This window comes from Pseudomonas sp. B2M1-30, from assembly GCF_025447575.1.
Lineage (GTDB): Bacteria > Pseudomonadota > Gammaproteobacteria > Pseudomonadales > Pseudomonadaceae > Aquipseudomonas > Aquipseudomonas botevensis.
This window is the reverse complement of record NZ_JAOEJT010000010.1, coordinates 49,384-71,119: the sequence shown is the minus strand read 5'-3', so window position 1 is coordinate 71,119 and position 21,736 is coordinate 49,384. Positions and strand designations below refer to the sequence as shown.

At 59.6% G+C, this 21,736-nt stretch carries 27 protein-coding genes and 1 tRNA gene; 12 read left to right on the top strand and 16 right to left on the bottom strand.

The annotated features are described in order from the left end of the window. Nucleotides 1-81 precede the first annotated feature (81 nt). Nucleotides 82-774 (bottom strand): uracil-DNA glycosylase, encoded by a 693-nt coding sequence (gene ung / locus N8H74_RS19395; protein ID WP_262149550.1) that lies wholly within the window; start codon nt 772-774, stop codon nt 82-84. A gap of 132 nt (nt 775-906) precedes the next feature. Here ung and N8H74_RS19390 point away from each other — a divergent pair, with 132 nt between their 5' ends. Further along, entirely contained in the window at nt 907-2,019 is a 1,113-nt protein-coding gene (locus N8H74_RS19390; RefSeq protein WP_262149548.1) for an enoyl-CoA hydratase/isomerase family protein, read from the top strand. A 66-nt stretch (nt 2,020-2,085) separates the two neighbouring features. On the opposite strand, the gene N8H74_RS19385 is transcribed toward N8H74_RS19390, so the two are convergent. Next, complete coding sequence (locus tag N8H74_RS19385; protein ID WP_217831434.1) at nt 2,086-2,487, bottom strand: hypothetical protein; 402 nt, start codon at nt 2,485-2,487, stop codon at nt 2,086-2,088. A gap of 178 nt (nt 2,488-2,665) precedes the next feature. Next, nucleotides 2,666-2,932: a hypothetical protein gene (locus N8H74_RS19380; protein WP_217831435.1), complete on the bottom strand. Its 267-nt coding sequence runs from the start codon at nt 2,930-2,932 to the stop codon at nt 2,666-2,668. 272 nt (nt 2,933-3,204) lie between these two features. Between N8H74_RS19380 and N8H74_RS19375 the strand changes: the two genes are divergently transcribed. From N8H74_RS19375 to N8H74_RS19345, 7 genes are all read left to right on the top strand, one after another. Next, nucleotides 3,205-4,692: a sensor domain-containing diguanylate cyclase gene (locus tag N8H74_RS19375; RefSeq protein ID WP_262149546.1), complete on the top strand. Its 1,488-nt coding sequence runs from the start codon at nt 3,205-3,207 to the stop codon at nt 4,690-4,692. Nucleotide 4,693: 1 nt separating this feature from the next. After that, nucleotides 4,694-4,912 carry a cysteine-rich CWC family protein gene (locus N8H74_RS19370; RefSeq protein WP_262149545.1) on the top strand — a complete coding sequence of 73 codons (219 nt, stop codon included), beginning with the start codon at nt 4,694-4,696 and terminating at the stop codon, nt 4,910-4,912. Nucleotides 4,913-4,945: 33 nt separating this feature from the next. Next, nucleotides 4,946-5,638 carry a pseudouridine synthase gene (locus tag N8H74_RS19365; protein ID WP_217831438.1) on the top strand — a complete coding sequence of 231 codons (693 nt, stop codon included), beginning with the start codon at nt 4,946-4,948 and terminating at the stop codon, nt 5,636-5,638. 310 nt (nt 5,639-5,948) lie between these two features. Further along, the gene (locus N8H74_RS19360) at nt 5,949-6,833 is read left to right on the top strand and encodes an alpha/beta hydrolase (RefSeq protein WP_217831439.1); all 885 of its coding nucleotides are present in this window, start codon (nt 5,949-5,951) and stop codon (nt 6,831-6,833) included. 170 nt (nt 6,834-7,003) lie between these two features. Beyond that, nucleotides 7,004-7,077: transfer RNA gene (locus N8H74_RS19355), tRNA-Gly, on the top strand. 261 nt (nt 7,078-7,338) lie between these two features. Further along, nucleotides 7,339-7,641 (top strand): type II toxin-antitoxin system HigB family toxin, encoded by a 303-nt coding sequence (locus N8H74_RS19350; RefSeq protein WP_262149542.1) that lies wholly within the window; start codon nt 7,339-7,341, stop codon nt 7,639-7,641. Beyond that, nucleotides 7,641-8,000 (top strand): transcriptional regulator, encoded by a 360-nt coding sequence (locus N8H74_RS19345; protein WP_262149540.1) that lies wholly within the window; start codon nt 7,641-7,643, stop codon nt 7,998-8,000. The genes N8H74_RS19350 and N8H74_RS19345 overlap by 1 nt, the downstream gene beginning before the upstream one ends. 72 nt (nt 8,001-8,072) lie before the next feature. Here N8H74_RS19345 and N8H74_RS19340 read toward each other — a convergent pair whose 3' ends face one another. After that, nucleotides 8,073-8,441: a hypothetical protein gene (locus N8H74_RS19340; protein ID WP_262149539.1), complete on the bottom strand. Its 369-nt coding sequence runs from the start codon at nt 8,439-8,441 to the stop codon at nt 8,073-8,075. A 384-nt stretch (nt 8,442-8,825) separates the two neighbouring features. Then, entirely contained in the window at nt 8,826-9,596 is a 771-nt protein-coding gene (gene tam, locus N8H74_RS19335) for a trans-aconitate 2-methyltransferase (RefSeq protein ID WP_262149538.1), read from the bottom strand. A 369-nt stretch (nt 9,597-9,965) separates the two neighbouring features. On the opposite strand from tam, the gene N8H74_RS19330 reads away from it, so the two are divergent. From N8H74_RS19330 to N8H74_RS19320, 3 genes are all read left to right on the top strand, one after another. Then, entirely contained in the window at nt 9,966-10,469 is a 504-nt protein-coding gene (locus N8H74_RS19330; RefSeq protein ID WP_217831443.1) for an inclusion body family protein, read from the top strand. Between the two features lie 124 nt (nt 10,470-10,593). Next, nucleotides 10,594-11,133: an inclusion body family protein gene (locus N8H74_RS19325; RefSeq protein ID WP_262149536.1), complete on the top strand. Its 540-nt coding sequence runs from the start codon at nt 10,594-10,596 to the stop codon at nt 11,131-11,133. Nucleotides 11,134-11,272: 139 nt separating this feature from the next. Then, nucleotides 11,273-11,683: a low affinity iron permease family protein gene (locus N8H74_RS19320; protein WP_217831445.1), complete on the top strand. Its 411-nt coding sequence runs from the start codon at nt 11,273-11,275 to the stop codon at nt 11,681-11,683. Between the two features lie 59 nt (nt 11,684-11,742). On the opposite strand, the gene N8H74_RS19315 is transcribed toward N8H74_RS19320, so the two are convergent. The 8 genes from N8H74_RS19315 to N8H74_RS19280 all read right to left on the bottom strand — a co-directional run bounded on the left by N8H74_RS19315 (nt 11,743) and on the right by N8H74_RS19280 (nt 17,542). Continuing rightward, nucleotides 11,743-12,246, bottom strand: coding sequence for a DUF4142 domain-containing protein (locus N8H74_RS19315; RefSeq protein WP_262149535.1), 504 nt, complete (start codon nt 12,244-12,246; stop codon nt 11,743-11,745). Between the two features lie 75 nt (nt 12,247-12,321). Further along, nucleotides 12,322-12,480, bottom strand: coding sequence for a KGG domain-containing protein (locus tag N8H74_RS19310; protein ID WP_108590648.1), 159 nt, complete (start codon nt 12,478-12,480; stop codon nt 12,322-12,324). A gap of 117 nt (nt 12,481-12,597) precedes the next feature. Next, nucleotides 12,598-13,947, bottom strand: a complete 1,350-nt coding sequence (locus tag N8H74_RS19305) for a GGDEF domain-containing protein (RefSeq protein WP_262149534.1) — start codon at nt 13,945-13,947, stop codon at nt 12,598-12,600. Nucleotides 13,948-14,025: 78 nt separating this feature from the next. Then, a complete protein-coding gene (locus N8H74_RS19300) occupies nt 14,026-14,664 on the bottom strand; it encodes a LysE family translocator (RefSeq protein ID WP_262149533.1) in 639 nt (212 codons plus the stop codon). A 61-nt stretch (nt 14,665-14,725) separates the two neighbouring features. Beyond that, nucleotides 14,726-15,142, bottom strand: a complete 417-nt coding sequence (gene fos / locus N8H74_RS19295) for a fosfomycin resistance glutathione transferase (RefSeq protein ID WP_262149532.1) — start codon at nt 15,140-15,142, stop codon at nt 14,726-14,728. A 4-nt stretch (nt 15,143-15,146) separates the two neighbouring features. Next, nucleotides 15,147-15,863, bottom strand: coding sequence for a hypothetical protein (locus N8H74_RS19290; protein WP_262149530.1), 717 nt, complete (start codon nt 15,861-15,863; stop codon nt 15,147-15,149). Between the two features lie 36 nt (nt 15,864-15,899). Next, the gene (locus N8H74_RS19285; RefSeq protein WP_262149529.1) at nt 15,900-16,610 is read right to left on the bottom strand and encodes a hypothetical protein; all 711 of its coding nucleotides are present in this window, start codon (nt 16,608-16,610) and stop codon (nt 15,900-15,902) included. Nucleotides 16,611-16,630: 20 nt separating this feature from the next. Continuing rightward, nucleotides 16,631-17,542, bottom strand: coding sequence for a LysR substrate-binding domain-containing protein (locus N8H74_RS19280; protein WP_262149528.1), 912 nt, complete (start codon nt 17,540-17,542; stop codon nt 16,631-16,633). Between the two features lie 78 nt (nt 17,543-17,620). Between N8H74_RS19280 and N8H74_RS19275 the strand changes: the two genes are divergently transcribed. Next, nucleotides 17,621-18,106, top strand: coding sequence for a DMT family transporter (locus N8H74_RS19275; RefSeq protein ID WP_262149527.1), 486 nt, complete (start codon nt 17,621-17,623; stop codon nt 18,104-18,106). 67 nt (nt 18,107-18,173) lie between these two features. Here N8H74_RS19275 and N8H74_RS19270 read toward each other — a convergent pair whose 3' ends face one another. The 3 genes from N8H74_RS19270 to N8H74_RS19260 form a co-directional block, all read right to left on the bottom strand. Continuing rightward, a complete protein-coding gene (locus N8H74_RS19270; RefSeq protein WP_262149526.1) occupies nt 18,174-19,505 on the bottom strand; it encodes an MFS transporter in 1,332 nt (443 codons plus the stop codon). An 85-nt stretch (nt 19,506-19,590) separates the two neighbouring features. After that, on the bottom strand, nt 19,591-20,517 hold the full coding sequence (locus tag N8H74_RS19265) for a hydroxymethylglutaryl-CoA lyase (protein WP_262149525.1): 927 nt from the start codon (nt 20,515-20,517) through the stop codon (nt 19,591-19,593). After that, nucleotides 20,514-21,707, bottom strand: coding sequence for a CaiB/BaiF CoA-transferase family protein (locus N8H74_RS19260; RefSeq protein ID WP_262149524.1), 1,194 nt, complete (start codon nt 21,705-21,707; stop codon nt 20,514-20,516). The genes N8H74_RS19265 and N8H74_RS19260 overlap by 4 nt, the downstream gene beginning before the upstream one ends. Nucleotides 21,708-21,736 lie beyond the last annotated feature (29 nt).

Genomic DNA, 21,736 nt, shown 5'->3' with positions numbered 1-21,736 from the left:
CATGAACAAGCCCGCTCCCACATTGGGATGTATTTCCCTGTGGAAGCGGGCTTGTTCGCGAAGAGGTCTTTCAGGCCAGCGTCAGATCGGCGGCAACTGCCACTGAATCGGCGCTTCGCCATTCTGCTCGAGAAACTTGTTGGTGCGGCTGAAATGCCCGCAACCCAAAAACCCGCGATAAGCCGACAGCGGCGACGGATGCACCGACGTCAGCACCAGATGTTTGGTCGCGTCGATCAGCTTCTGCTTGCTCTGCGCATGGGAGCCCCAGAGCATGAACACCAGATGCGGCTGACGCTGGCTGACCACTTCAATGATCCGGTCGGTAAAGAACTGCCAGCCCTTGTCCTTGTGGGCATTGGCGTTGGCACGCTCGACGGTCATGGTGGTGTTGAGCATCAACACGCCCTGGTCGGCCCAGCTCTGCAAATAACCGTGGTTGGGGATGTCGATGTTCAGGTCGCGTTTCAACTCTTTATAGATGTTGACCAGCGACGGCGGCGCCGGCACGCCCGGTTGCACCGAAAAGCACAGGCCATGGGCCTGGCCCGGGCCGTGGTACGGGTCCTGGCCGAGGATGACCACTTTCACCTTGTCCAGTGGCGTCGAATTCAGCGCGTTGAAAATCAGCGGACCCGGCGGATAGATTTCCTTGCCGGCCGCCCGCTCCTGCTGCAGAAAAGTGCGCAACTCTGCCATGTAGGGCTGGTCGAACTCAGCACGCAGTGCCTCCTTCCAGCTCGGTTCGAGTTTGATACGGTCGTCAGTAGTCATGGTCATATCCGGCAAAAACAATGGGGCGAACCCTAGGAAAGCCGACCACGCTTGTCAATTGATCTGACACAGATCCGGCACTTTCCCACACAGCGATCATACTGATCGTTCAAATTCCCGATCGAGGTCACGATGAATCTGCACTTCGAAGAACTCACCGGCACCGACGGCGCCCGCATCGGCATCGCCAGCCTGGATGCCGAAAAGTCCCTGAACGCCCTGTCCCTGCCGATGATCCACGCCCTGAGCGACAAACTGAGCGCCTGGGCCAGGGACGCGCAAATCGTCTGCGTCCTGCTGCGCGGCAACGGCGCCAAAGCCTTCTGCGCCGGCGGCGAGGTGCGCAGCCTGGTGGAAGCCTGCCGCGCTCATCCGGGGGAAGTACCGCCGCTGGCCGCACAGTTTTTCAACGCGGAATACCGCTTGGATTACAGCCTGCACACCTACCCGAAACCCTTGATCTGCTGGGGCCATGGTTATGTGCTGGGCGGTGGCATGGGCCTGTTGCAAGGGGCGAATATACGTATCGTCACGCCGAGCAGCCGACTGGCGATGCCGGAAATCAGCATCGGCCTGTACCCGGATGTCGGCGCCAGTTGGTTTCTGTCCCGGTTACCGGGCAAGCTCGGCTTGTTTCTCGGCTTGACCGGCGCGCAGATGAACGGTCGTGATGCGATCGACCTGGACCTGGCCGACCGTTTCCTGCTCGACGAGCAACAGCAGGAGTTGATCGACGGCCTGCTGCAATTGAACTGGCAGGAACAGACCGCGATGCAACTCAACAGTCTGTTGAAGGCTCTGCAGCAAGAAGCCGTGGCGCAGATGCCGGACGCGCAGTGGTTGCCAAGGCGTCAGCAGATCGACGAATGGCTGGATGTCAGCAACGTGACCTGCGCCTGGAAAGCCATCAGCCTGCAACGCGACAGCAACGACCTGCTGATTGCCCGCGCCGCGAAGACAATGAGCGAAGGCTGTCCGCTGACGGCGCACCTGGTCTGGGAACAGATCATCCGTGCCCGTCACCTGTCCCTGGCCGAAGTCTTCCAGATGGAATACACCCTGAGCCTCAATTGCTGCCGTCATCCGGAGTTCAGCGAAGGGGTGCGGGCACGGTTGCTCGACAAGGATCAGAAGCCGCACTGGCATTGGCCGGACATCGCTCGCGTACCGGAAGCGGTGGTCGAGGCGCACTTTCACAAGGTCTGGGAGGGGCGGCATCCGTTGGCGGATTTGTCGCCCTACTGACCCACCGCTCCACATTTTGCAGGCACAAAAAAAGCGGCGCTCAATGCGCCGCTTTTTTGCGGGTGGTTACCAGCGGTTGCCACGACCGTTGTGGTCGCCCCTGCCGCTGTGTCGGTCGTAGTCGCCGCGACCGCGATGATCGTCCCAGCCACCCCGGCGGTGGCCGTCCCAGCGTCCGCGATCATTGCCGTGCCAGCGACGGCTTTCGTAGTAGCGTGGGGCCGGTTGGTAGTAACGGGGCGCCGAGTAATAACGTGGCGCGGGTTGGTAATAGCGCGGCGCTGGCTGGTAGTAACGCGGTGCCGAGTAGTAGGTGCCGCCGCTGTAATAAGTGCCGCCACCGCCGTAGTACGCCGGCGCGGGTGATGTGTAGACCTCTGAACTGTAATAGCTGTCTGCGTAGGAATACGGAGCACAGCCGCCAAGGGTAAAAAGCATCACAGTGAACAGTACGATTCGGCGATACATGGCGGCCTCCTGGACCGCGGGTGGGCCACACCAGCGACGCTGGCAGGCGTCAGTCATTTATTCGGTGACTGACGAATTATCTGACAGCGTTTTCAGAATCTGGTGCGTTCCTGTAACAAGTTGAAACAAGTGATTAATGAAACCTTGTTCATCCGCCGACGCCCTATTCAGCCGCTGATTAATGGTGCCCACCGTGGTATCCGCCGCCGTGATAACCGCGGCCGTACCCGCCGCGATATCCGTGTCCGCCGTAATAGTAATAACGGGCGCCGCCGTAGTAGCGCGGGCCGTAGTAGCCACCGTAGTAATAAGGCGAGTAATAGCCGGGATAGTAGTAAGGAGTGGAGTAGGTATCGTACGGCCCGGCGTAGTAATAACAGCCGGAAAGCCCCAGACCGAATACCGCAGCGAAAAGCGTTTGACGCAACAGTTTTGGAATACGCATGGCGGCCTCCTGAAAGACCAGCGGCCGCTACAGGACAGCGCAGCCGACACCTCTTTTGACTGATGCAACCCGATCAAGTGCCTGCTCCCGTCAGGCTTCGGATCGGCGGTGCCAGTGCGCTGCCACAGCCCTGGTGGAAGCGGGCTTGCCCGCCAAGAGGCCATATCAGACGAAACATCCATCAAAGTTGAACCACCGTCATCGCGAAGCAGTTATTTCTCGTCGCTCCCACTAGAATGCTTGCCATCGGGCCACCGCCAACGGAACTGCCAATGCCGCTCAGATCTGCGCTGTACTCCCAACGTTCATTGGTGTTGACCCTGATCGCCCTGCTCGGCGCCGGTTTCCTCGCCACGTCGTTGCTCAGTTACTACGCCTCGCGAGCGTCAATCCGCGACAGCATCGTCAACACCGAACTGCCGCTGACGTCCGATACGGTGTACTCGGAAATCCAGAAAGACCTCGTCAGACCGATCCTGATTTCCTCGATGATGTCCCGCGACACCTTCATGCGCGACTGGGTGGTCAACGGCGAACAGGACACCCAGCAGATGACCCGTTACCTCGACGAGGTCATGACCCATTACGGCGCCTACACAGCGTTCTTCGTCTCCAACGCCACCCTCACCTATTACCATGCCAAGGGCGTACTCAAGCGGGTGAAAATCGACGAGCCGCGCGATGCCTGGTACTTCCGCGTGCGTGACATGCAGGCCCCCTACGAGATCAACGTCGACCCGGATCTTGCCAACAAAGACAACATGACCTTCTTCATCAACTACAAGGTCTACGACTACCACAACCGGTTCATCGGCGCGGCCGGCGTGGGCCTGACGGTGGATGCGGTGATCAAGCTGATCGACAAGTATCAACAGCGCTATCAACGCAGCGTTTATTTCGTCGACACCTTCGGCCGACTGGTGCTGACCGGCGCCGAGGGCGGGCCGGAAGGGGCGCGGGTCGGCAAAAGCCTCAACGACCTCGACAGCATGAAAAGCCTGGTCAGCCAGTTGCCCAAACCCCATAGCGGCAGCTACGAATATTCCGCCCACGGCCAGGGACATTTCCTCAACGTCCGGTTCATTCCTGAGCTGAACTGGTATCTGTTCGTCGACAAGCGCGAGGACGGCGCCCTGAGTGAAATCCGTCAGTCGCTGTATCTCAACCTGCTGATTTGCCTGCTGGTGACGCTGATTGTCCTGGCCCTGCTCAACCGGGTGATCAAGCGCTTCCAGGAGAAGATCCAGGCTCAGGCGACCCTCGACAGCCTGACCGAACTGCCCAACCGTCGCGGCTTTGACCTGCTCGCCGTGCAAGCCCTGCATGAAGCGCAGCGCGAGCCGAAACCGCTGACCGCCCTGCTGCTGGATCTGGATCACTTCAAGGCGCTGAACGATACCTATGGGCACATGGCCGGCGATCAGGTGCTGATCGGGTTCGCCCGGGATCTGCAAAGCTGCCTGCGCCATTCCGACATCGTTTGCCGCTGGGGCGGTGAGGAATTCATCGTTTTGCTGAAGGACACTGACGGCGACACCGGTCAGAAAATTGCCGAGAAGATCCGGCAACACGTCGAACAACAGGACTATGCCTACAACGGTCACACCCTGAATCTGACTGTCAGTATCGGCGCCACCACCCTGCAACGGGACGACACCTTGCACAGCCTGCTGTCCCGGGCCGATCATGCGATGTACCGGGCCAAGCAAACCGGCCGCAACCGCACCTGCGTGGAAATGCCTCACTCGACCTATGCCTGACATGACCCGACCTGACCTCTGCCCGGCCTGTGGTGCCCGCAACGACTGCACCCTGGCCGATCCGCGCACCGCCGATCACGCGTGCTGGTGCTATGGCGTCAGCATCGATCCGGCGGTACTCGAAGCGTTGCCGCCAACACTGCGCGACCAATCCTGCCTGTGCCCGCGCTGCGCTCAGGTCGAGGCGCAACTGCAAGCGGCCAAACGGCCGATCCCGTAAGATGCGCGCCCCTTTGTCTGCCGATTCCTGAACATGCGCGTCGACCGTTTCCTCAGCAACTTGCCCCGCTACAACCGTCAGCAGGTTCGTCTGTTGCTGGTGGAAAAACGCGTGCGCATTGACGGAAAAGTCGTCAGCGATCCCCACAGCGAAGTGCTGGAATTCAGCCGCGTCGAAGTCGACGACGAAGTGCTGCAAAGCGGCAAACCCGCGCGCTACTTCATGCTGCACAAGCCCCAGGGCTGCGTCAGCGCCACCCGCGACCCGCAACATCGAACCGTGCTCGACCTGATCGACGAACCGGACAAGGACGACCTGCACATTGCCGGACGCCTGGACTTCAACACCACCGGGCTGATGCTGATCACCAACGACGGCAGTTGGTCGCGACGTCTGACCCAGCCGCAGACCAAATTGCCGAAGGTCTACTACGTCGAAACCGAGCAGGACATCGGCCCGGAATATGCGATCAAGTTCGCCGAGGGGATCTACTTCGCCTTCGAGAGCCTGACCACCCAACCGGCGCTGCTTGAAGTGCTTGGCCCGAAGGCGGCACGGCTGAGCATCGTCGAAGGTCGCTACCACCAGGTGAAGCGCATGTTCGGTTACTTCAACAACAAGGTGCTGCGCCTGCACCGTGAATCCATGGGCGAATTGCGGCTCGATGACGCGCTAAAACCGGGCGAGTATCGCGCTTTGCGCACCGAAGAGATTCATTTGTTCTAAGCCGGCGACCGCTCAGCAGAAGTTGTCGAACAATTTACCAACGGCACTTGCGCGATCCTGATCCCCCTGCTTGAATCAGGACGTCGGCCGAATTGTGACCGACGAGTCACAACATACTTCTAAGAAACTTTTTGTCGGTAGAGAGCCCCAAGGCTCCGCCTCAGCCGACAGATTGCCCGCCAATAACAATACCCGTCGACCAGCCGTTTCCGGATCGACATGGGCCTGCAAATTCCAGGCGTATGCCTACCTGTCACAAAGCTCGTGCAATCTGTTTGCGCGCCTACCCGCTTGCCAGGAGTCTTATGACATGAGGCCAGAAATCGCTGTGCTGGATATACAAGGTCAGTATCGGGTTTACACGGAGTTCTATCGCACAGACGCTGCGCAAAAGACCATTATTCTGGTCAACGGCTCAATGGCCACGACGGCGTCGTTTGCTCAAACCGTGAAAAATCTGCACCCGCAATTCAATGTGGTTTGCTATGACCAGCCCTACGCGGGCAAGTCAAAAATCCACAACCGCCACGAGAAAATGCTGACGAAGGAAATCGAAGGGCAGATCCTGCTGGAGCTCATCGATCACTTCGCCGCCGAGCACGTTCTGTCGTTCTCCTGGGGCGGCGCCGCGACCATGGTCGCCCTCGCGCACCAGCCACGGCGCATCGAAAAAGCAGTGATCAGCTCGTTCTCCCCGGTGATCAACGCGCACATGCTCGACTACCTCGAGCGCGGCGTCGAACACCTCGGCAACCTGGATCGCGACCGGGTCGGGCATCTGGTCAACAACACCATCGGCAAACACCTGCCCTCATTGTTCAAGCGTTTCAACTATCGCCACGTCAGCAGCCTGGCCGAGCACGAATACGGGCAGATGCACTTTCACATCAACAATGTGCTGCACAGCGATCGCCAGTGCTACTTGAACGCGGCGAAGAAAATCAACGTGCCGGTGCTGTTCATGAACGGCGAATGGGACGAGTACACCTCCGCCGAGGATGCCCGCCTGTTCGGCAACCATGTGGCGCAAAGCACGTTCACCACCCTGCAAGCCACAGGGCACTTTCTCGACATGGAACACAAATCCGCCTGCCGGGATAGCCAGAACGCACTGCTCGGCTTCCTTAAGCCGACCGAGCAGATGAGCCGGACGCGCTATCAGTTCACTCAGGATCACCATGCGCTGGCCATTTGAAAAAGTGTCATCGCGAGCAAGCCAGCGGACCTGATGCTTTTGGGTTTTTGAGGCCGCTGCGCTTGCCCGCGAATGACCGACTGCCGGTCTGCTTCAAGGCTTTCAGCAGATCGAGCGCAAAGAAAACTTCTAATCCGCGCCCGAGTCTGGTACAAAGTCAGCCGCTCTGAGCGGGTGTCGTATAATGGCATTACTCCAGCTTCCCAAGCTGATAACGAGGGTTCGATTCCCTTCACCCGCTCCAATCAAATTCATGTCTCGCGTTGTGTTTTGTAACGAGGGATGCAGAAATGAAAAAACCGGCCAATGAGCCGGTTTTTTTGTGTCTGGAGATTGGTTGGATCACGCAAAAACGTTGGTCACCCTTTGAAAAACAATTCGGGCCCTGTGGTTCTGTAGCCTTCCTATCATGAAAGCAGAGCGGCTAGGCGCTTTCCTATCGGAAACAGTGATTGCGGCCCTGCTACCGGACGACTAATATCTCCCAAAACGGGAGGAGGCATGGATGCGGTTGATTGCAAGAGCAACCCTACGGAAATTCTGGGAGAGCAGCCCGGCTCACGCGGACTCCCGGACACCACTGGTTGAATGGTATCGCCATATGGAAAAGGCTGTTTATCACACACCACAAGCGCTCAAGACAGAGCTTGGCACGGCCAGCATCCTGAAAGGATCGCGAGTAGTATTCAACGTCGGCGGCAATAAGTACCGAGTGATTCTGGCAATTGATTACCAGCGGCAGCTTGGCTTCATCCGATTTGTGGGAACCCATGCCCAGTACGACCAGATCAACGCGGAGACCGTGTAATGAACATTAAACCGATTCGCAGCCCGGAAGACCACGCCGCTGCGCTTTCCCGAATGGAACAGCTCTGGGGGGCTGACATTGGCTCACCGGAAGGTGATGAACTGGAGATTCTGGCGCTGCTGATCGAAAAATACGAAGACCAGCATTACCCGATTCCGTCATCCGACCCGATTGAGGCAATCAAATTTCGCATGGATCAACAAGGGCTTACCCCTCGGGATCTGGAGCCATTCATTGGCACCAGTGGGCGCGTTTCCGAAGTGTTGAACAGAAAACGAAAGTTGAGTCTGTCGATGATCAAACGGCTGCACGATGGGTTGCGTATTCCATACGAAAGTCTTCTTTCAGGCGTTTCCTGACAAGCGTAAGTCCCCTTGAAACGCCTCAGAAAAACCGGTCGTCATGACCGGCTTTTTTTTAGTTTCCGAAAGCTACTCGTTCAGCTCAACGTGATCCAGCGCCTGGTTCACTGCCAACTCCGCCACCATCACTACCTGGGCAATGCCCAGTGCAGTCTTTCGGCAGGAGCTGTCCAGCGTCGCGGCAAAGTTGTTGAGCATCTCGGTCGCTGAACCCAGGGTCTCGCTGGCGTTGGCCAACAGGGATTCGGCGTTGTACTTCGGGTTGGCGAGGTACATGGGTTCGGGTTCATGGGCGCAGTGCATGATGGACGCGGGCGAGACGAGGTAGTGATCGAGGGCGCGCTCAGCCGCGTCGTGGAGTTTTCTGGAGTCGATGGATTCGTAGGGCGAGGTTGGATCGGTTTCGACTTCGGGTGGGTTGGGTGTTGGTTTTTTCATAGTGTCATCCCGTTTATTTCGTGAGTGCTGACCATTCGGTTCCACGCGAAGGGTGGCAGCTGTACGCAGGTTGGAACCCGGGGAAACGGAAACCCGGCAGACCCGAAGGCCTCCCGCGCACAGCCACCATAACGGAGTGCTCACATAAAACGTGCGCAAGCATACGTCACGAAAGGTGCTTTTACTTCCGATTATCCTCAGGGTTCCAATCCCGATCACTGAATCAACAGCGACGACTAAAGGCTAGAGATCGGACTTCCGACGGACAACCTGAAAAGAGCGTGGGAAAGTTCGGCAAATTCGACACAACCTTTAAACATCACGAATTGAAATACGCACCGTAGGGGCCTGTTTTACGCTCACCCCGCACCACACAACCCCATCTCAACGCGTCGCCACAATGAATAACCGTGGAAACGGCAACAGCACCGAACCATCGGGCAACGCCGGATAGGCCCGCGCAACCGCCGCCAGATATTGTTTCAGATAATCCTCTCGCTCGGCCTCGGTCAAAGGGCTGAGAAACGGAATCAACCCACTGCCCTTGAACCACTCCACCACCCCTGCCGCGCCGCCCGACAACTGATGGTGATAAGTTGTGCGCCACACATCGACCCGCGAACAATGCGGCCGCAGCATCGAGAAGTAACCGCTGGCATCTGCCATCTCGGTGCGCTGCCCGGCAGCCCCGGCGAGTTTCCCTGCCCATGGGCCATTGGCGGCGATTTCACGCATCAGGCGATGAGACGGCTCATTGAGGTTATCCGGCATCTGGATCGCCAGACTGCCACCCGACGCCAATTTGCCCGCCAGCGCCGGCAGCAACGTCTCGTGCTCAGGCACCCACTGCAACACCGCGTTGGCGAAGATCACATCGAACGGACCTTCATCGCTCCATGCATCAATATCTGCGACATCAAACTGCAACTGCGGCAGACGCTTGCGTGCCGCGTCGATCATGTCCGGCGAACTGTCCAGCCCTTGCACCCTGGCCTGTGGAAAAGCCTCGACCAGCAGCTCCGTCGAGTTGCCGGGACCACAACCGATATCCACCACCGACTGCGCCAGGGCCGGGGGAATCGCCGCGAGCAGATCACGGGCCGGGCGGGTGCGTTCATCTTCGAAAGCGACGTATTGTTTGGCGGACCAACTCATTGCGTTCTCCTGACACGGTGCATTCCAGAGGTTCATTACGATACAGGCCGGGCAGCCCTCAGCTCCAGACCGACACATTTCGAACGATGTCCGCCCGGCCTTATTACCCATTCTTCGGTGCTTATCACCAGACTGACCGTTCGTCGAACCACATAAGCGCGGTTTTGACAGCATTAAAAACCTACCTATAGTCAATTTGCGGCAGGCGGAAGGAACCGCCCCATCAGCTGTCCTGCAGGGAGCAGATTCTGCTCATCTCTCGTGACCGGCGGGTTCCGTCAGTAGTGTGTTCGCAACGGCCAGTTTGGCAAGCAACGTTGTCGCACCTGAATTGCAATCAGGTGCCCACTTTGAAAAAGGAGCTTTACCATGTCTCGAGTCACGGATGTACTTGTCTCTATCGACACCGAAACCATTCTGAAAAACTATCCTGGCATCAGTAAAAATCCTGCTTCGCCAACGCTGATCGATTGGAAACATGTCTACATGGTGACCAATCAGGACAACGTGGTCAGCGGCCAGGCCGGTGGTGAACTGGATCTGAAGGCACAGGTCGGCGACCTGATTCGCTGGCGTGAAACCAGCCTGTCGCAGAGCTTCGAAAACGCGGTGATTTTCTACAAGTTCATCGGTAACCAGGGCAACGATCTGATCTCCCCGCCCTCACCGCGCAAGGCTACGGCATGCGTTGCAGTGCCAAACACCAGCAACCCTTCAGTGCCCAGCTGCCAGAAAGTCGATAACCATTACTGGTCCTCGGAAACCCTGTCCTGCGGTCGCGTGACTTACCACTTCCACTTTCTGATCGTCGATCGCAACTGCCAGATCGTCGGCTGCTGCTCGTGGGATCCGTTCATTTCGATTCACAACTGACGACGCTTCTGGCCCCTTGTCAGCGAGGGGCCGGACCGCTCCATTGCTGCCCGGTCGGAACAGGATGTCTTGCCTCGACCGAAGCGGTTGCCGTCTTGTGTCAACATCATGAAAGGAATCCATGATGACTTCCGAACCGATCCCGCCACCGTCCCCCGACGACACGAATGCCCACAATGTCCTGTTGGTCGTCGATGCCGAATCCCTGCTTTCGCGCTACCCAGAGCCCAGCCTCGATGCCGAAAACCCCACGAGCATCAGCGACGGATTCATCCTTTTTGTTGTGGGTGACATTCCGAAAGAAATTGTTACTAATGACAGCAAAATCAGACTACCCGGCACAATGGGCCGCGACATTCATTTTCGCGGCAGAACCGTCAGCCTCATCGCCGAACACAGCGTTGTGATCTACGACATGACAGTCGATACCGACACGGTACTTTCAGCCCCTCATCTGGAGGTCCACCCAGACCTCACGATCCCCGCCCCGCAACCCGACGTCCCGACCGAGCCGGGCAACCAAAAGGCCCATGACCATTACTGGGCGAGTACACCCAAGGCCCCAGGCAAGGTCGAATTCGAGTTGTGCCTGATGCTGGTCAATCAGCGATGTGAGGCTGCGGGGTATTTCAAGTGGGTGGTTGAAGTCGAGGTTGCGGTTTAGCGGAAATCCGGCCAATGAGCCGGTTTTCTCAGCAGATGCAGAGCCAGGAACTCGCGGAGCCAGCAAGCGTTTAATAAGTAGAATTTTCCCCACACCCCCGCTGTCAGAATTTCAGGCCCCTCCCATAAGGAACACGGCAATGAAATTCGCGAAACTTTCCCAGAAGCTCGCCCTGTGGGCGGGTAGTCCGAAGACGTTCATGGGCGCTTTGATTCTGATTGGGTTGTGGGGGTTGAGCGGGCCGATTTTCGATTACAACGACACCTGGCAACTGATCATCAACACCTCGACCACGATCATCACGTTCCTGATGGTGTTCCTGATCCAGAACACGCAGAACCGCGACACCGACATTCTGCATTTGAAGATCGACGAGCTGTTGCTGGTGACCAAGGAGGCGCAGAACGCGATGCTCGGGCTGGAAGCACTGGATCTCAAGCAATTGGAGGCGCTGCGCAAGCACTACCGGGCATTGGGCGAAGGCGAGGTGTTCAACCTTGACGGGCTGGGGGAAAAGAGCAAGCCAAAACAGGACCTGAATGAGTGCTGACGGCAAAACAGTGGCGAGGGTAGTTGCTCCCTCGCCACTGTTTTATGGTTTGTCCGGGGTCAGCGACTGGCCTGCAGTGCCCGGGCCATTTCCAGATGGTTTTGCAGTTTGGGCAGGGTTTCATCGGCGAACGCCTTGATCTCCGGCACGTCGGTGGTCTGGGCTTCCTGCTGGATCTGCTGGATCGCTTCTTCGGTCGCCTTGACCTGGCTCGCCGCGTACGCCTGATCGAAAGTCGCGCCGTCCTTGACCTCCGGAATCAGCGCCTTGGCCTTGTCCATGACCTCCTCACGCGGGGCGACGGGCAGGTCGAGTTTCCTCGCGATCTTCGCCAGGTGCTGATTGGCGGTGGTGCGGTCATTGATGACGACGATGGTGTAGTCCTTGATCTCTTTGGACTCGGACTTTTGATGCGCCAGGCGACTGGCTTCGATGTCGGCCATGCCTTTGGCCGAGGCATCGTTGATGAAGTCGGCGGGCGACTGGGCGAAAGCGCTGCTGGCGTACAGGCCCAGCAGGGTGACAAAACTGGCGTTGCGTAATCGGGTGGCCATCCGGCTCATGGTCGCGCCCTCCTTCTCGGCACATTCAAGCGGGAGCTTGCGCCCCCGCCTCTCAATCAAAACGACCTTCACCGACTATTTCGATTTCTGAGCAGGCTTGCGGCCTGTTTCTGCTTTTGCAGGCTCTTTGTCGACCGTCGTTGTGGTGGTTTTCCCACCTTTGCGACCGGCTTCAGACGCCTTGGTTCGATCGTTGGCGAAGTTTCCCGAGTTCGAGTTTCTTGAGTTAGGCATGATTCTCTACCTCTTGGTAATGATCGTAGCGAGCAAGATGCCCGCCTAGATTGAGAATTTCGCCGACGATAAAGGTTTAGAAAAGTTGCGGTCGCCGCGACGAACGGCGACCTCACATCAGCTATCCAGCGCCCGGTGATTCTGCCGTTTGGCGGTGTACATCGCCTGGTCGGCATGACGGAACAATTCCTGCTCATGGTTGCCATGTTCGGGATAGCGGGCAACGCCAATGCTCGGCTCGATGTGCAGGTTGTGACCGTCCAGGCGCATCGGCTGCATCAGCACCTGACGGATCTTCTCGGCCACGCTGTCGGCATCGTCGGCGACATGAACGCTGTGCAACAGAATCACGAATTCGTCGCCGCCGATCCGGGCCACGGTGTCGGTTTCGCGCACGCAGCCCTTGAGCCGATTGGCGACGGTCTGCAGCAACATGTCGCCCACCGCATGACCGAAAGTGTCGTTGACCTGTTTGAAGCGATCCAGATCGACATACAGCAGTGCCATGTGCCCCGATTGCTCCTGGGCATAAGCCAGCGCAGCCTTGAGCCGCTCGCGCAGCAGTTCGCGGTTGGGCAACTGGGTCAATTGGTCGTACTGGGCCATGCGTCGCAGGCGCGCGTGCAGTTGCTGGCGCTCGATGGCGGTGGCGACCTGGGCACAGACGTATTGCAGCAGTTCCTTGTCCTGTTCGGTGTAGCGCTCGCCGCCGGCCAGGCTTTTGACGATCAGCGCGCCGATGGTGCCGTTCTTTGAGTTAAGCGGTACACCGAGCCAGCAGGGCGAATGCTGCCCCGCCACCAACGCGGCGAAATCGGCGGGCGCGTTGGGGCTGTCCGGGGTCAGCAGGATCGGCTGGCCACTGCGGATCACTTCGGCACACAGCCGTCCGGTCACCGTTCCGGGCTGTTCGGGCTGCAACTCGTTATCGTCGACGTGATACGGGAAGTTCAGTTGTGCGCAATGCTCGTCGTACAGCGCCACGGAAAAATTCAGCGCCGGCAGCCACTCGCCAATGATCTGGTGGATGCGCTTGAACAGCGCCAGCAAATCTTCCGCCGCATGCGCCGCTTCGGAGATCGCATACAACGCCGCCTGGCGCGACTCAGCCAGTTTGCGCTCGGTGATGTCCCGGGCGACGGCAATGCGCAGTTGATCGACCTCGGACCAGCGCGCCGACCACAGGATGTGGACGACGCTACCATCCTTGCGCACGTAGCGGTTCTCGAAATTGTTTTTCGGCTCGCCGCCCATGATGTCGCGGGCGGCCGTCAGGGTGCGCTCGCGGTCGGCGGGGTGAACGAAATCGATCATTGCCTGACCGATCAACTCGTCAGGCGTGTACCCGAGAATGCGTTCACAGGCCGCGCTGACGAAAACGAAGCGGCCCTGTTTGTCCACCGCGCAGACGGCATCCAGCAACAGATCGATGTAGCTCGCCAACGGCGCGGAGTTTCGGCTTTCCATGGTTCAGCGTGAGAATCCGGACAATGCAGCACTGATCAACCATCCCTGACCTGGCAACTTCGCGTCCTGCGATCGACTTCAAGCCTTGTTCGGCATCAGCCCCGGCAACGCATGCACCAACGCATTGATGGCGAAACCGATAAACATCACCCCGCACAACCGGGTAATCGCCAGTTCATGGCGCTGGTACAGGGTACGCACCTGCCGGGCACCGACGATGCCAATGAGAATAGCGTAGGCCAGCAATCCGCCGAGGAAACTCAAGGCAATCAACATCGGCAGCATCGACCAGTTGAGCAACTCGGCACGGCTCGACAGCAACGCGGTGAAAGTCGCCACCGCCACCGGGTAGGCCTTGGGGTTGGTCAGGCCGAACAGAATCCCGTGCCAGAACGGCTGGCGCGCCGCGCCCTGAGGCTGATCGCCGTTGCTGCGCTTGGCCCGCACCGCACGCCAACCGAGCCAGAACAGGTACAGACCGCTGAGCACACCGAGGACGTCGAAGGCGGTGCTGCCGATTTCCCGGGCGCCGACAATCGCGATCAGCGCCGTGCTGCACCAGACCACGTCTCCCAGCAGATGACCGCAGAGAAACCCCGCGCCCGCCCGACGCCCACGCGCCGCGCCGATGCCGAATACCGCCAGCACACCCGGCCCCGGTGTGATGCCGTAGATGAATCCCGAGGCCAGCACGGCCATAAGCAACGATGGAGTCATGGAAAAACCTGCAAGCGCCATAAAACGTGGCCGTCAGTCTATCCCAGCGATGGCTGGATGTTCATGACTCGCTGAAAAATCGCATTCCGGCGTAAGGCTTGTGCCGACACGCGGCCAGCCGCGAGGCCAGGTCGCCGACATGGGCTTCGAGCTTGTGCCCGTCCGGGTCGAGGAAATAGAACGACGCCCCTTCGCTGCGATTTTCACGCCATTCGCCCACGTTCGCGGTTTTCAGCGTTTGCACAAAAACCGGGAAGTCCGATGCGCTCAGGCTGAAGGCGTAATGGGTGTAGTCGGCGGCGGGTTCTTCCCGGCGTTGCGGATCGAGCGACAGGCACAACCAGAGACCGGGTAATGACAGATAGGCACCGGCGTCCCAGGTTGCTTCAACGCGCAACCCAAGCAGCTCGCGATAGAACGCGAGACTGCGGTCCAGGTCAGTGACGGCGAGAGTCAGGTGGTTGAGACCGGTGAGCATCGGATCAGTAACCTCTGAGGTCTTCGGGGACGGTGTATTGCTTGCCGTCGTAGGTCAGGGTGAGCTGGGTTTTCTTCAAGTCGGTGGTTTTGGACAGGCATTCCTTGCCGGACGCATAGGTTTTAAGCGCCGAACCGCTCGAAGTGACGATGAGATCGGCGAAACCGTTGTGGCTCAACGGACCGATTTCGACGGTTCGGCGAATGGTCTGGCCTTCGCCTTCGCAGTCATCCATCCACTCGCCATTGTTTTTGTAGACCACCAGACCTTCGAGTACCGGGCGCAATTTATTGCCTTCACGAACATACAGCGCCAGATCGGTTTTCGAGTAGGGATTGACGCGGGAGCTGTGCTCGAACTTCGACCGCAGGCCGAACGCACGGACGTCCGGTGCGAGTCGGTAGCGCGCCGTATCGATCACCAGGTCATCAAAACTGATGGCGTCGGAGTTGTAGGCACCGGGCTTGAGGTAAGTCGCCATCGGCTTCCAGTTGGTGGAATTGAGAAGCGAAAGTTCCAGATCGAATACGCCGGCATCATCGCCACTGGAGTCAGGGACAAAGGTCGATTTGACGGAAATCGCCTGATCCTTGAACGCCGGCCATCCCTTGCAGCGTGAGAGGGAATGACCGTCAAAGGACTTCACCACACACGCAGACTGAGCTTGAGCAGTGAAGGCGAAAAGGCTGAGGGCGATGAAGAGTCGGGTTGGAGTAAGCATGGTTCTTCCTTGATAAAAATGATGTTCCCGGCGCGGCTACAGGCCCTTGAACTCGATGGGCACGGCGTAGGAGTCGCCGTCGTAGCGCAAGGTTGTCAACACGGGTTTGTCCACGATGGTTTTATCTTCACAGGCGTCGCCTTCGCCCACACTTGTCGTATGGGTTTGCTGGGTTTTGACAATCAAGTCCGCATAGGCGTGAGAATTGGTTTTGGCGATTTCAACGGTGCGCGTGATCTCGAATCGCTCACCTGCGCAATTGCCGTCCCACTCGCCGCCGTACTGATAGACCAGTAATTTACTCAGAACGGATCGCAGTTTGGCGCCCTCTCTCACATAGAGCGAGAGCTGGTTTTCTTCCACCGGGTTGAGGCGAGATGCGTTGTTAAGTCTGGCTCGAACCCCAAAGGCTCGTAGATCGGGAGCCAGTTTGTAGCGCGCGGTATCCAGCGCTAATTCTTGCAGCCCAACACCCTCAAGCGTGTAAGCAGCGGCTTGGTGGTAAGCCGCAATCGGAGCCGAATGGCCCTCACTCAAAACGGACACGTCCAAATCATAGGTGCCGAACGCGTCAGCAACTGCCGGATTGAGATGAGCGTAGGCACTGAGGGTCAAGCCCTCATACGCCGGCCATTCTTTGCAAACCGAATAATCCTGATCCCCTTTCACCGGCATTGGCGTGCAATCAGCCGATGCCTGCCCTGCGAGCAACACTGCGCAAAACACCAATCCAGACTTCACTGTCACGTCCCACTCCTTGATGAACTTCAGCCGCGCACTATCCCCTCCCCGATCCGCTGATTCAACCAATTCAACGCCTGATCGCCACCCCGCCGTTTGTGCCACGTCAGCACGAAGCTGAACGGCGGAATGACAAACGGTGGCGGTACGACGACCAGCGTCTGTGGGTCGATGTCGTCCAGTGCGCGGGAGGCGACGGTGAGGATCAGGTCGGTGCCGCTGATGATCTGCGGCGCGACGCTCCAGTGCGGCAGGCTGACGGCGACGCGGCGGCGTTCGCGCAGGGCGGTCAGGGTGCGCTCGATTTCCGGGGTGCCGCTGCCGCGCATTTCCAGCAAAACGTGAGGCCGCGACAGGTAGGTCGGCAGGTCGAGAATACCGTTGGCGGGCATGCTCTGGCGGTCGACGAGGCAGACGTAGTGTTCCTCGAACAGCGGCGTGCTGCGCAGTTCGTGGGGCAAATCGGGAAACACCCCGGCGGCCACGTCGATATCGCCGTTGAGCACACCGTCGAGCATGCCTTCACGGCTCGCGTGGCTGATTTGCAGGTCGATGCCCGGCGCTTCGCGACGCAGTGTGCGGATCAGGTCGGGCAGGATGATCGCCGCGCCATAGTCGGACATCGCGATGCGAAAAGTACGGCGGGCGCTGGCCGGATCGAAGGTGTTGGGCGCCAGCAGCGATTGCACCTGCGCCAGTGCTTCGGCCAGGGGCGCCACCAATTCCAGCGCCCGGGCCGTTGGCGCCAGACTTGAGCCGGCGCGAACCAACAACGGATCGCCGAGCAGATCGCGCAGTCGCGCCAGGGCATGGCTGACCGCCGGCTGACTCAGGTGCAGACGCTCCGCCGCGCGAGTGACGTGCTGTTCGCTGAGCAAGGCGTCGAGGATCACCAGCAGGTTGAGGTCGATGCGGCGCAGGTCATTCATCCAATGCATGTTCCTGATGAAAAAACGGAATTTAAATCTGCTCGACGAATGACCTAGAGTCCAGCAAAACCTTGCTGGAGAACGATCATGAGTACCTTGCATTGGGCTGGTCTGTTGTTGCTGGCGGCGTTGGCCGGCGCGGTGGTGCCGTTTCAGAGTGCGATCAACGCCAACCTGGCTCGCAGCGTGGGACATCCGCTGTGGGCGACGTTCGCCTCGCTGGTGATGAGTGTGCTGGTGTTGCTGCCGGTGATGGTCGCGTTACGTCTGCCATTGCCCTCCCTGGCGATAATGGCCAAGACACCCTTGTGGATGTGGACCGGTGGCGCGTTCGGCGTGTGTTTCGTGGCGCTGGCCGTGGTGCTGCTGCCGAAGCTGGGGGCTTCGGGTTTTGTGGCATTGGCGTTGGCCGGGCAAGTGCTGACGTCGATAGTGCTGGACCACTTCGGCTTGTTCGGGCTGGTTGAAAAACAACTGACGTTGCCTCGGGTGTTCGGGGCCGTGCTGCTGATTGCCGGGGTGATGTTGATTCAGTTTGGCAGTTCCGGGGCGAGAGCCTTGTCAGCGCAATGAAAGGCAAAAAGATCGCAGCCAGCGACAACTACACGGAGCTGTCGCCGGCTGCGATCTTTTCAATGGTTCACCCCTTGTCGAGCGTGCGCAGTTTCTGCGGCAATCCCCACAACAGCAACGCCGCCGCAATCAGCGCCGCCACGCCGATGACATACAGCGCTGGCGTGGTGCTGCCGGTCAGGTCCTTGATCCGGCCCACCATCACCGGGCTGACGATCCCGCCGAACTGGCCCAGGGTGTTGATGACCGCGATCCCGCCCGCCGCGCCGGCGCCCGCTCCGGCCAGCAATTTCGGTGGCAGGGTCCAGAAGCTCGGGATCGAGGCGATGATGCCGGCGCCGAGCAGGCCAAGGGCGACGATCAGGAACGTGGTGTGGCTGGCGAAGATCCCGGCGCTGAAGAAACCGATGGCGCCGACGATCACCAGCCCGGCGACAAACTTGCGCCGCTCACCGGTAGCGTCGGACAACCGACCGATCACCACCATGCTGATGGCGCCACAGATGTACGGGATCGAAGTCAGCAAACCGATCATCACCGGGCTCTCGGTGCCGGCGCTGCGGATCAGCTGCGGCGCCCAGAAGTTGAGGCCATAGGACGCCACCTGGATCAGGAAGTAGATCAGCCCCAGAGTCAGGAATCCCGGGATTTTCAGCGCCGCCAGCAACGAGCCGCCGCTCTTGTGGGGTTCGTGATGGGCAATGCGGCTGGACAGCAGTTCTTTCTCGTCCGGGGTCAGCCAGTGGGCGTCCTCAATCCGATCCTTGAGCAGGGTCAGCACCAGGAAACCAAGGCCTACGCACGGCACGCCACCCAGCAGGAACAACCAATGCCAGCCACGCATATGCAGCACGCCGTCGAGGTGTTCCAGCACCAGCCCGGAGAACGGCGCGCCGACCAGCCCGGCAAACGCCGAAGCGAGGAACAGCATCGAAGTGATGCGTCCACGGAAGTGCTGCGGAAACCACAGCGTCAGGTAATACAGCACGCCGGGGGCAAAACCGGCCTCCATCGCGCCGATAAGAAAACGCAGCGCGTAGAACTGCCATTCGGTGTTGACGAACACCATCAGCGCGGTCGCCACGCCCCAGGACATCATGATCCGGGCGATCCAGCGCCGGGCGCCGACCTTGTACAGCATCATGTTGCTCGGCACTTCGAACAACACGTAACCGACCACGAACAGCCCCGCGCCAAGGCCGTAGGCGGTGTCACTCAGGCTCAGATCGGCCTGCAACTGGAACTTGGCAAAGCTGATGTTGATGCGGTCGAAAAACGCGAACAGGTAGCAGACCATGATCAACGGCATCAGGCGCCAGGCGACTTTGCTGACCAGGGCTTTTTCGGCGTCGAGATCGACGGACGGGCTCACGCCCGCCTCCATTACATTGAGGCTCATAGCGTTTTCTCCAGGCGGACTGCCAGGGGCGTCCGATTGTTTTTGTTGTCTGGTGGTGGAGCATGTTTTCCGTGGCGGCCAGGCCTCAGCCAGGGATCGGGTGCAGATCGCAATTGCGCCCGGCCTTCGCCAGTTGTCCGGGGACTTCGTGCCCCAGCAGTGCCGGCAACCCTCGGGACAGTTTCAGCAGCAGCGGCAGATCGATGCCGGTGTGGATGCCGACTTCATCGCAGAGGTTCACCAGGTCTTCGGTGCAGATATTTCCCGATGCGCCCGGTGCAAACGGGCAACCGCCGAGGCCGCCGAGCGCCGCGTCGAAACGCCGGGCACCCGCCTCGTAGGCCGCCAGCACATTGCACAGCCCCAGGCCTCGAGTGTTGTGAAAATGCAGGGTCAGGTCAGTAGGCGAGACACGCTGCAACACCCGTCGTACCAGCCGATCGACCTGTCGCGGACTGGCCATGCCGGTGGTGTCGGCCAGGGTGATTCCCGGAATGCCAAGTTGCTGATAGGCGTCGACGATTTGCAGCACCCGGTCCTCGTCGATCCAGCCTTCGAACGGACAACCAAACGTCGTGGCGATGCTGCCGTTGAGCCGCACCCCGGTGCCGCGGGTGAACTCGACGATTTGCGCGAATGCCGAAAGCGAGGCTTCGCAGCTCATGCGCATGTTCGCCAGGTTGTGGCTCTGGCTGGCGGACATCACCAGGTTCAGCTCATCCGCCTCGGCCTCCAGCGCGCGCTGCGCGCCCTTGAGGTTGGGAATCAACGCCACGTAAATCAGCCCCGGTTGCCGCTGAATACCGGTGAACACCTGCTCCCCGTCGCGCAGCGCCGGAATGGCTTTGGGCGAGACGAACGAGCCAGCCTCGATGCGGCTGAATCCGGCCAGCGACAGTTGATCGATGAGGGCGATCTTGTCTTCGGTCTCGACCCAGGTCGGTTCGATTTGCAAGCCGTCCCGGGGGGAGACTTCCTGGACGATCAAGGCTTGCGAGTAATCGGTGATCATTGCACCACTCCCTGGGTTTTCAGACGTTGAATGTCCGACGCAGTCAGGCCGAGGTCAGCGAGGATGCCATCGGTGTGTTGGCCCAGTCCGGGTCCCGACCAGTTAACGCCGCCGGGGGTTTCTGAAAGTTTGGGCACGATGCCCGGCATTTTTACTGTCGCCCCGCCCGGCAGTGCGGCGTCGAGCAACATGCCGCGTGCCTGATAGTGCGGATCGGCGACGATGTCGGCCACCGAGTAGATCCGCCCGGCCGGCACTTCTGCGGCCTCCAGCGCGGCGAGTACATCATCGATCGGCAGGCGGCTGGTCCAGTGGGTGATGGCGGCATCGAGCAGACCACTCTTGGCCGCGCGGCCATCGTTGTGAGCGAACTCTTCGGCTTCGGCCAGATCGTTGCGGCCGATGACCTGCATCAGACGCTTGTAGATCGGGTCGCTGTTGCCGGCAATCACCACATAGGCGCCGTCCGCCGTGAGGTAGGTGTTGGAGGGGGCGATGCCCGGCAGTGCGCCGCCACTGCGTTCACGGACATGCCCGAGCATGTCGTATTCCGGCACCAGGCTTTCCATGACGTTGAACACGCTTTCGGCCAGCGATACATCGACGATCTGACCGCCGCCCTGCCCGGTCTTGACCCGCAACAGCGACATCAGCGCGCCGATCACCGCATGCAGCGAGGCCAGCGAATCACCGAGACTCACCCCGACCCGCGCCGGTGGCGAACCGGGAGTGCCGGTGGTGTAGCGAATGCCGCCCATGGCCTCGCCGATGGCGCCGAAACCGGGGCGGTCGCGGTAGGGGCCGGTCTGGCCGTAGCCGGAGATGCGCACGAGGGTCAGGTCGGGATTCAGCGCGTGCAACACCTCCCAGCCCAGGCCGAGTTTTTCCAGGGCGCCGGGGCGCAGGTTCTCGATGATCACGTCGGCATCGCGTGCCAGTTGCTTGACCAGTTCGATGCCTTCGGCGGACTTGAGATTCAGTGCCAGGGATTTCTTGTTGCGCGATTGCAGATACCACCACAGCGACGTTCCTTCGTGCAGCTTGCGCCATTTGCGCAACGGGTCGCCCTGACCCATGGCTTCGATCTTGATCACCTCGGCGCCGAATTCGGCGAGCATGCGCGCGGCAAACGGCGCGGCAATCAGGGTGCCGATCTCGATCACTTTGATCGCACTCAAGGGGGCAGTCATTGCAGCGTACCTCTTGTTCTTGGAATTGC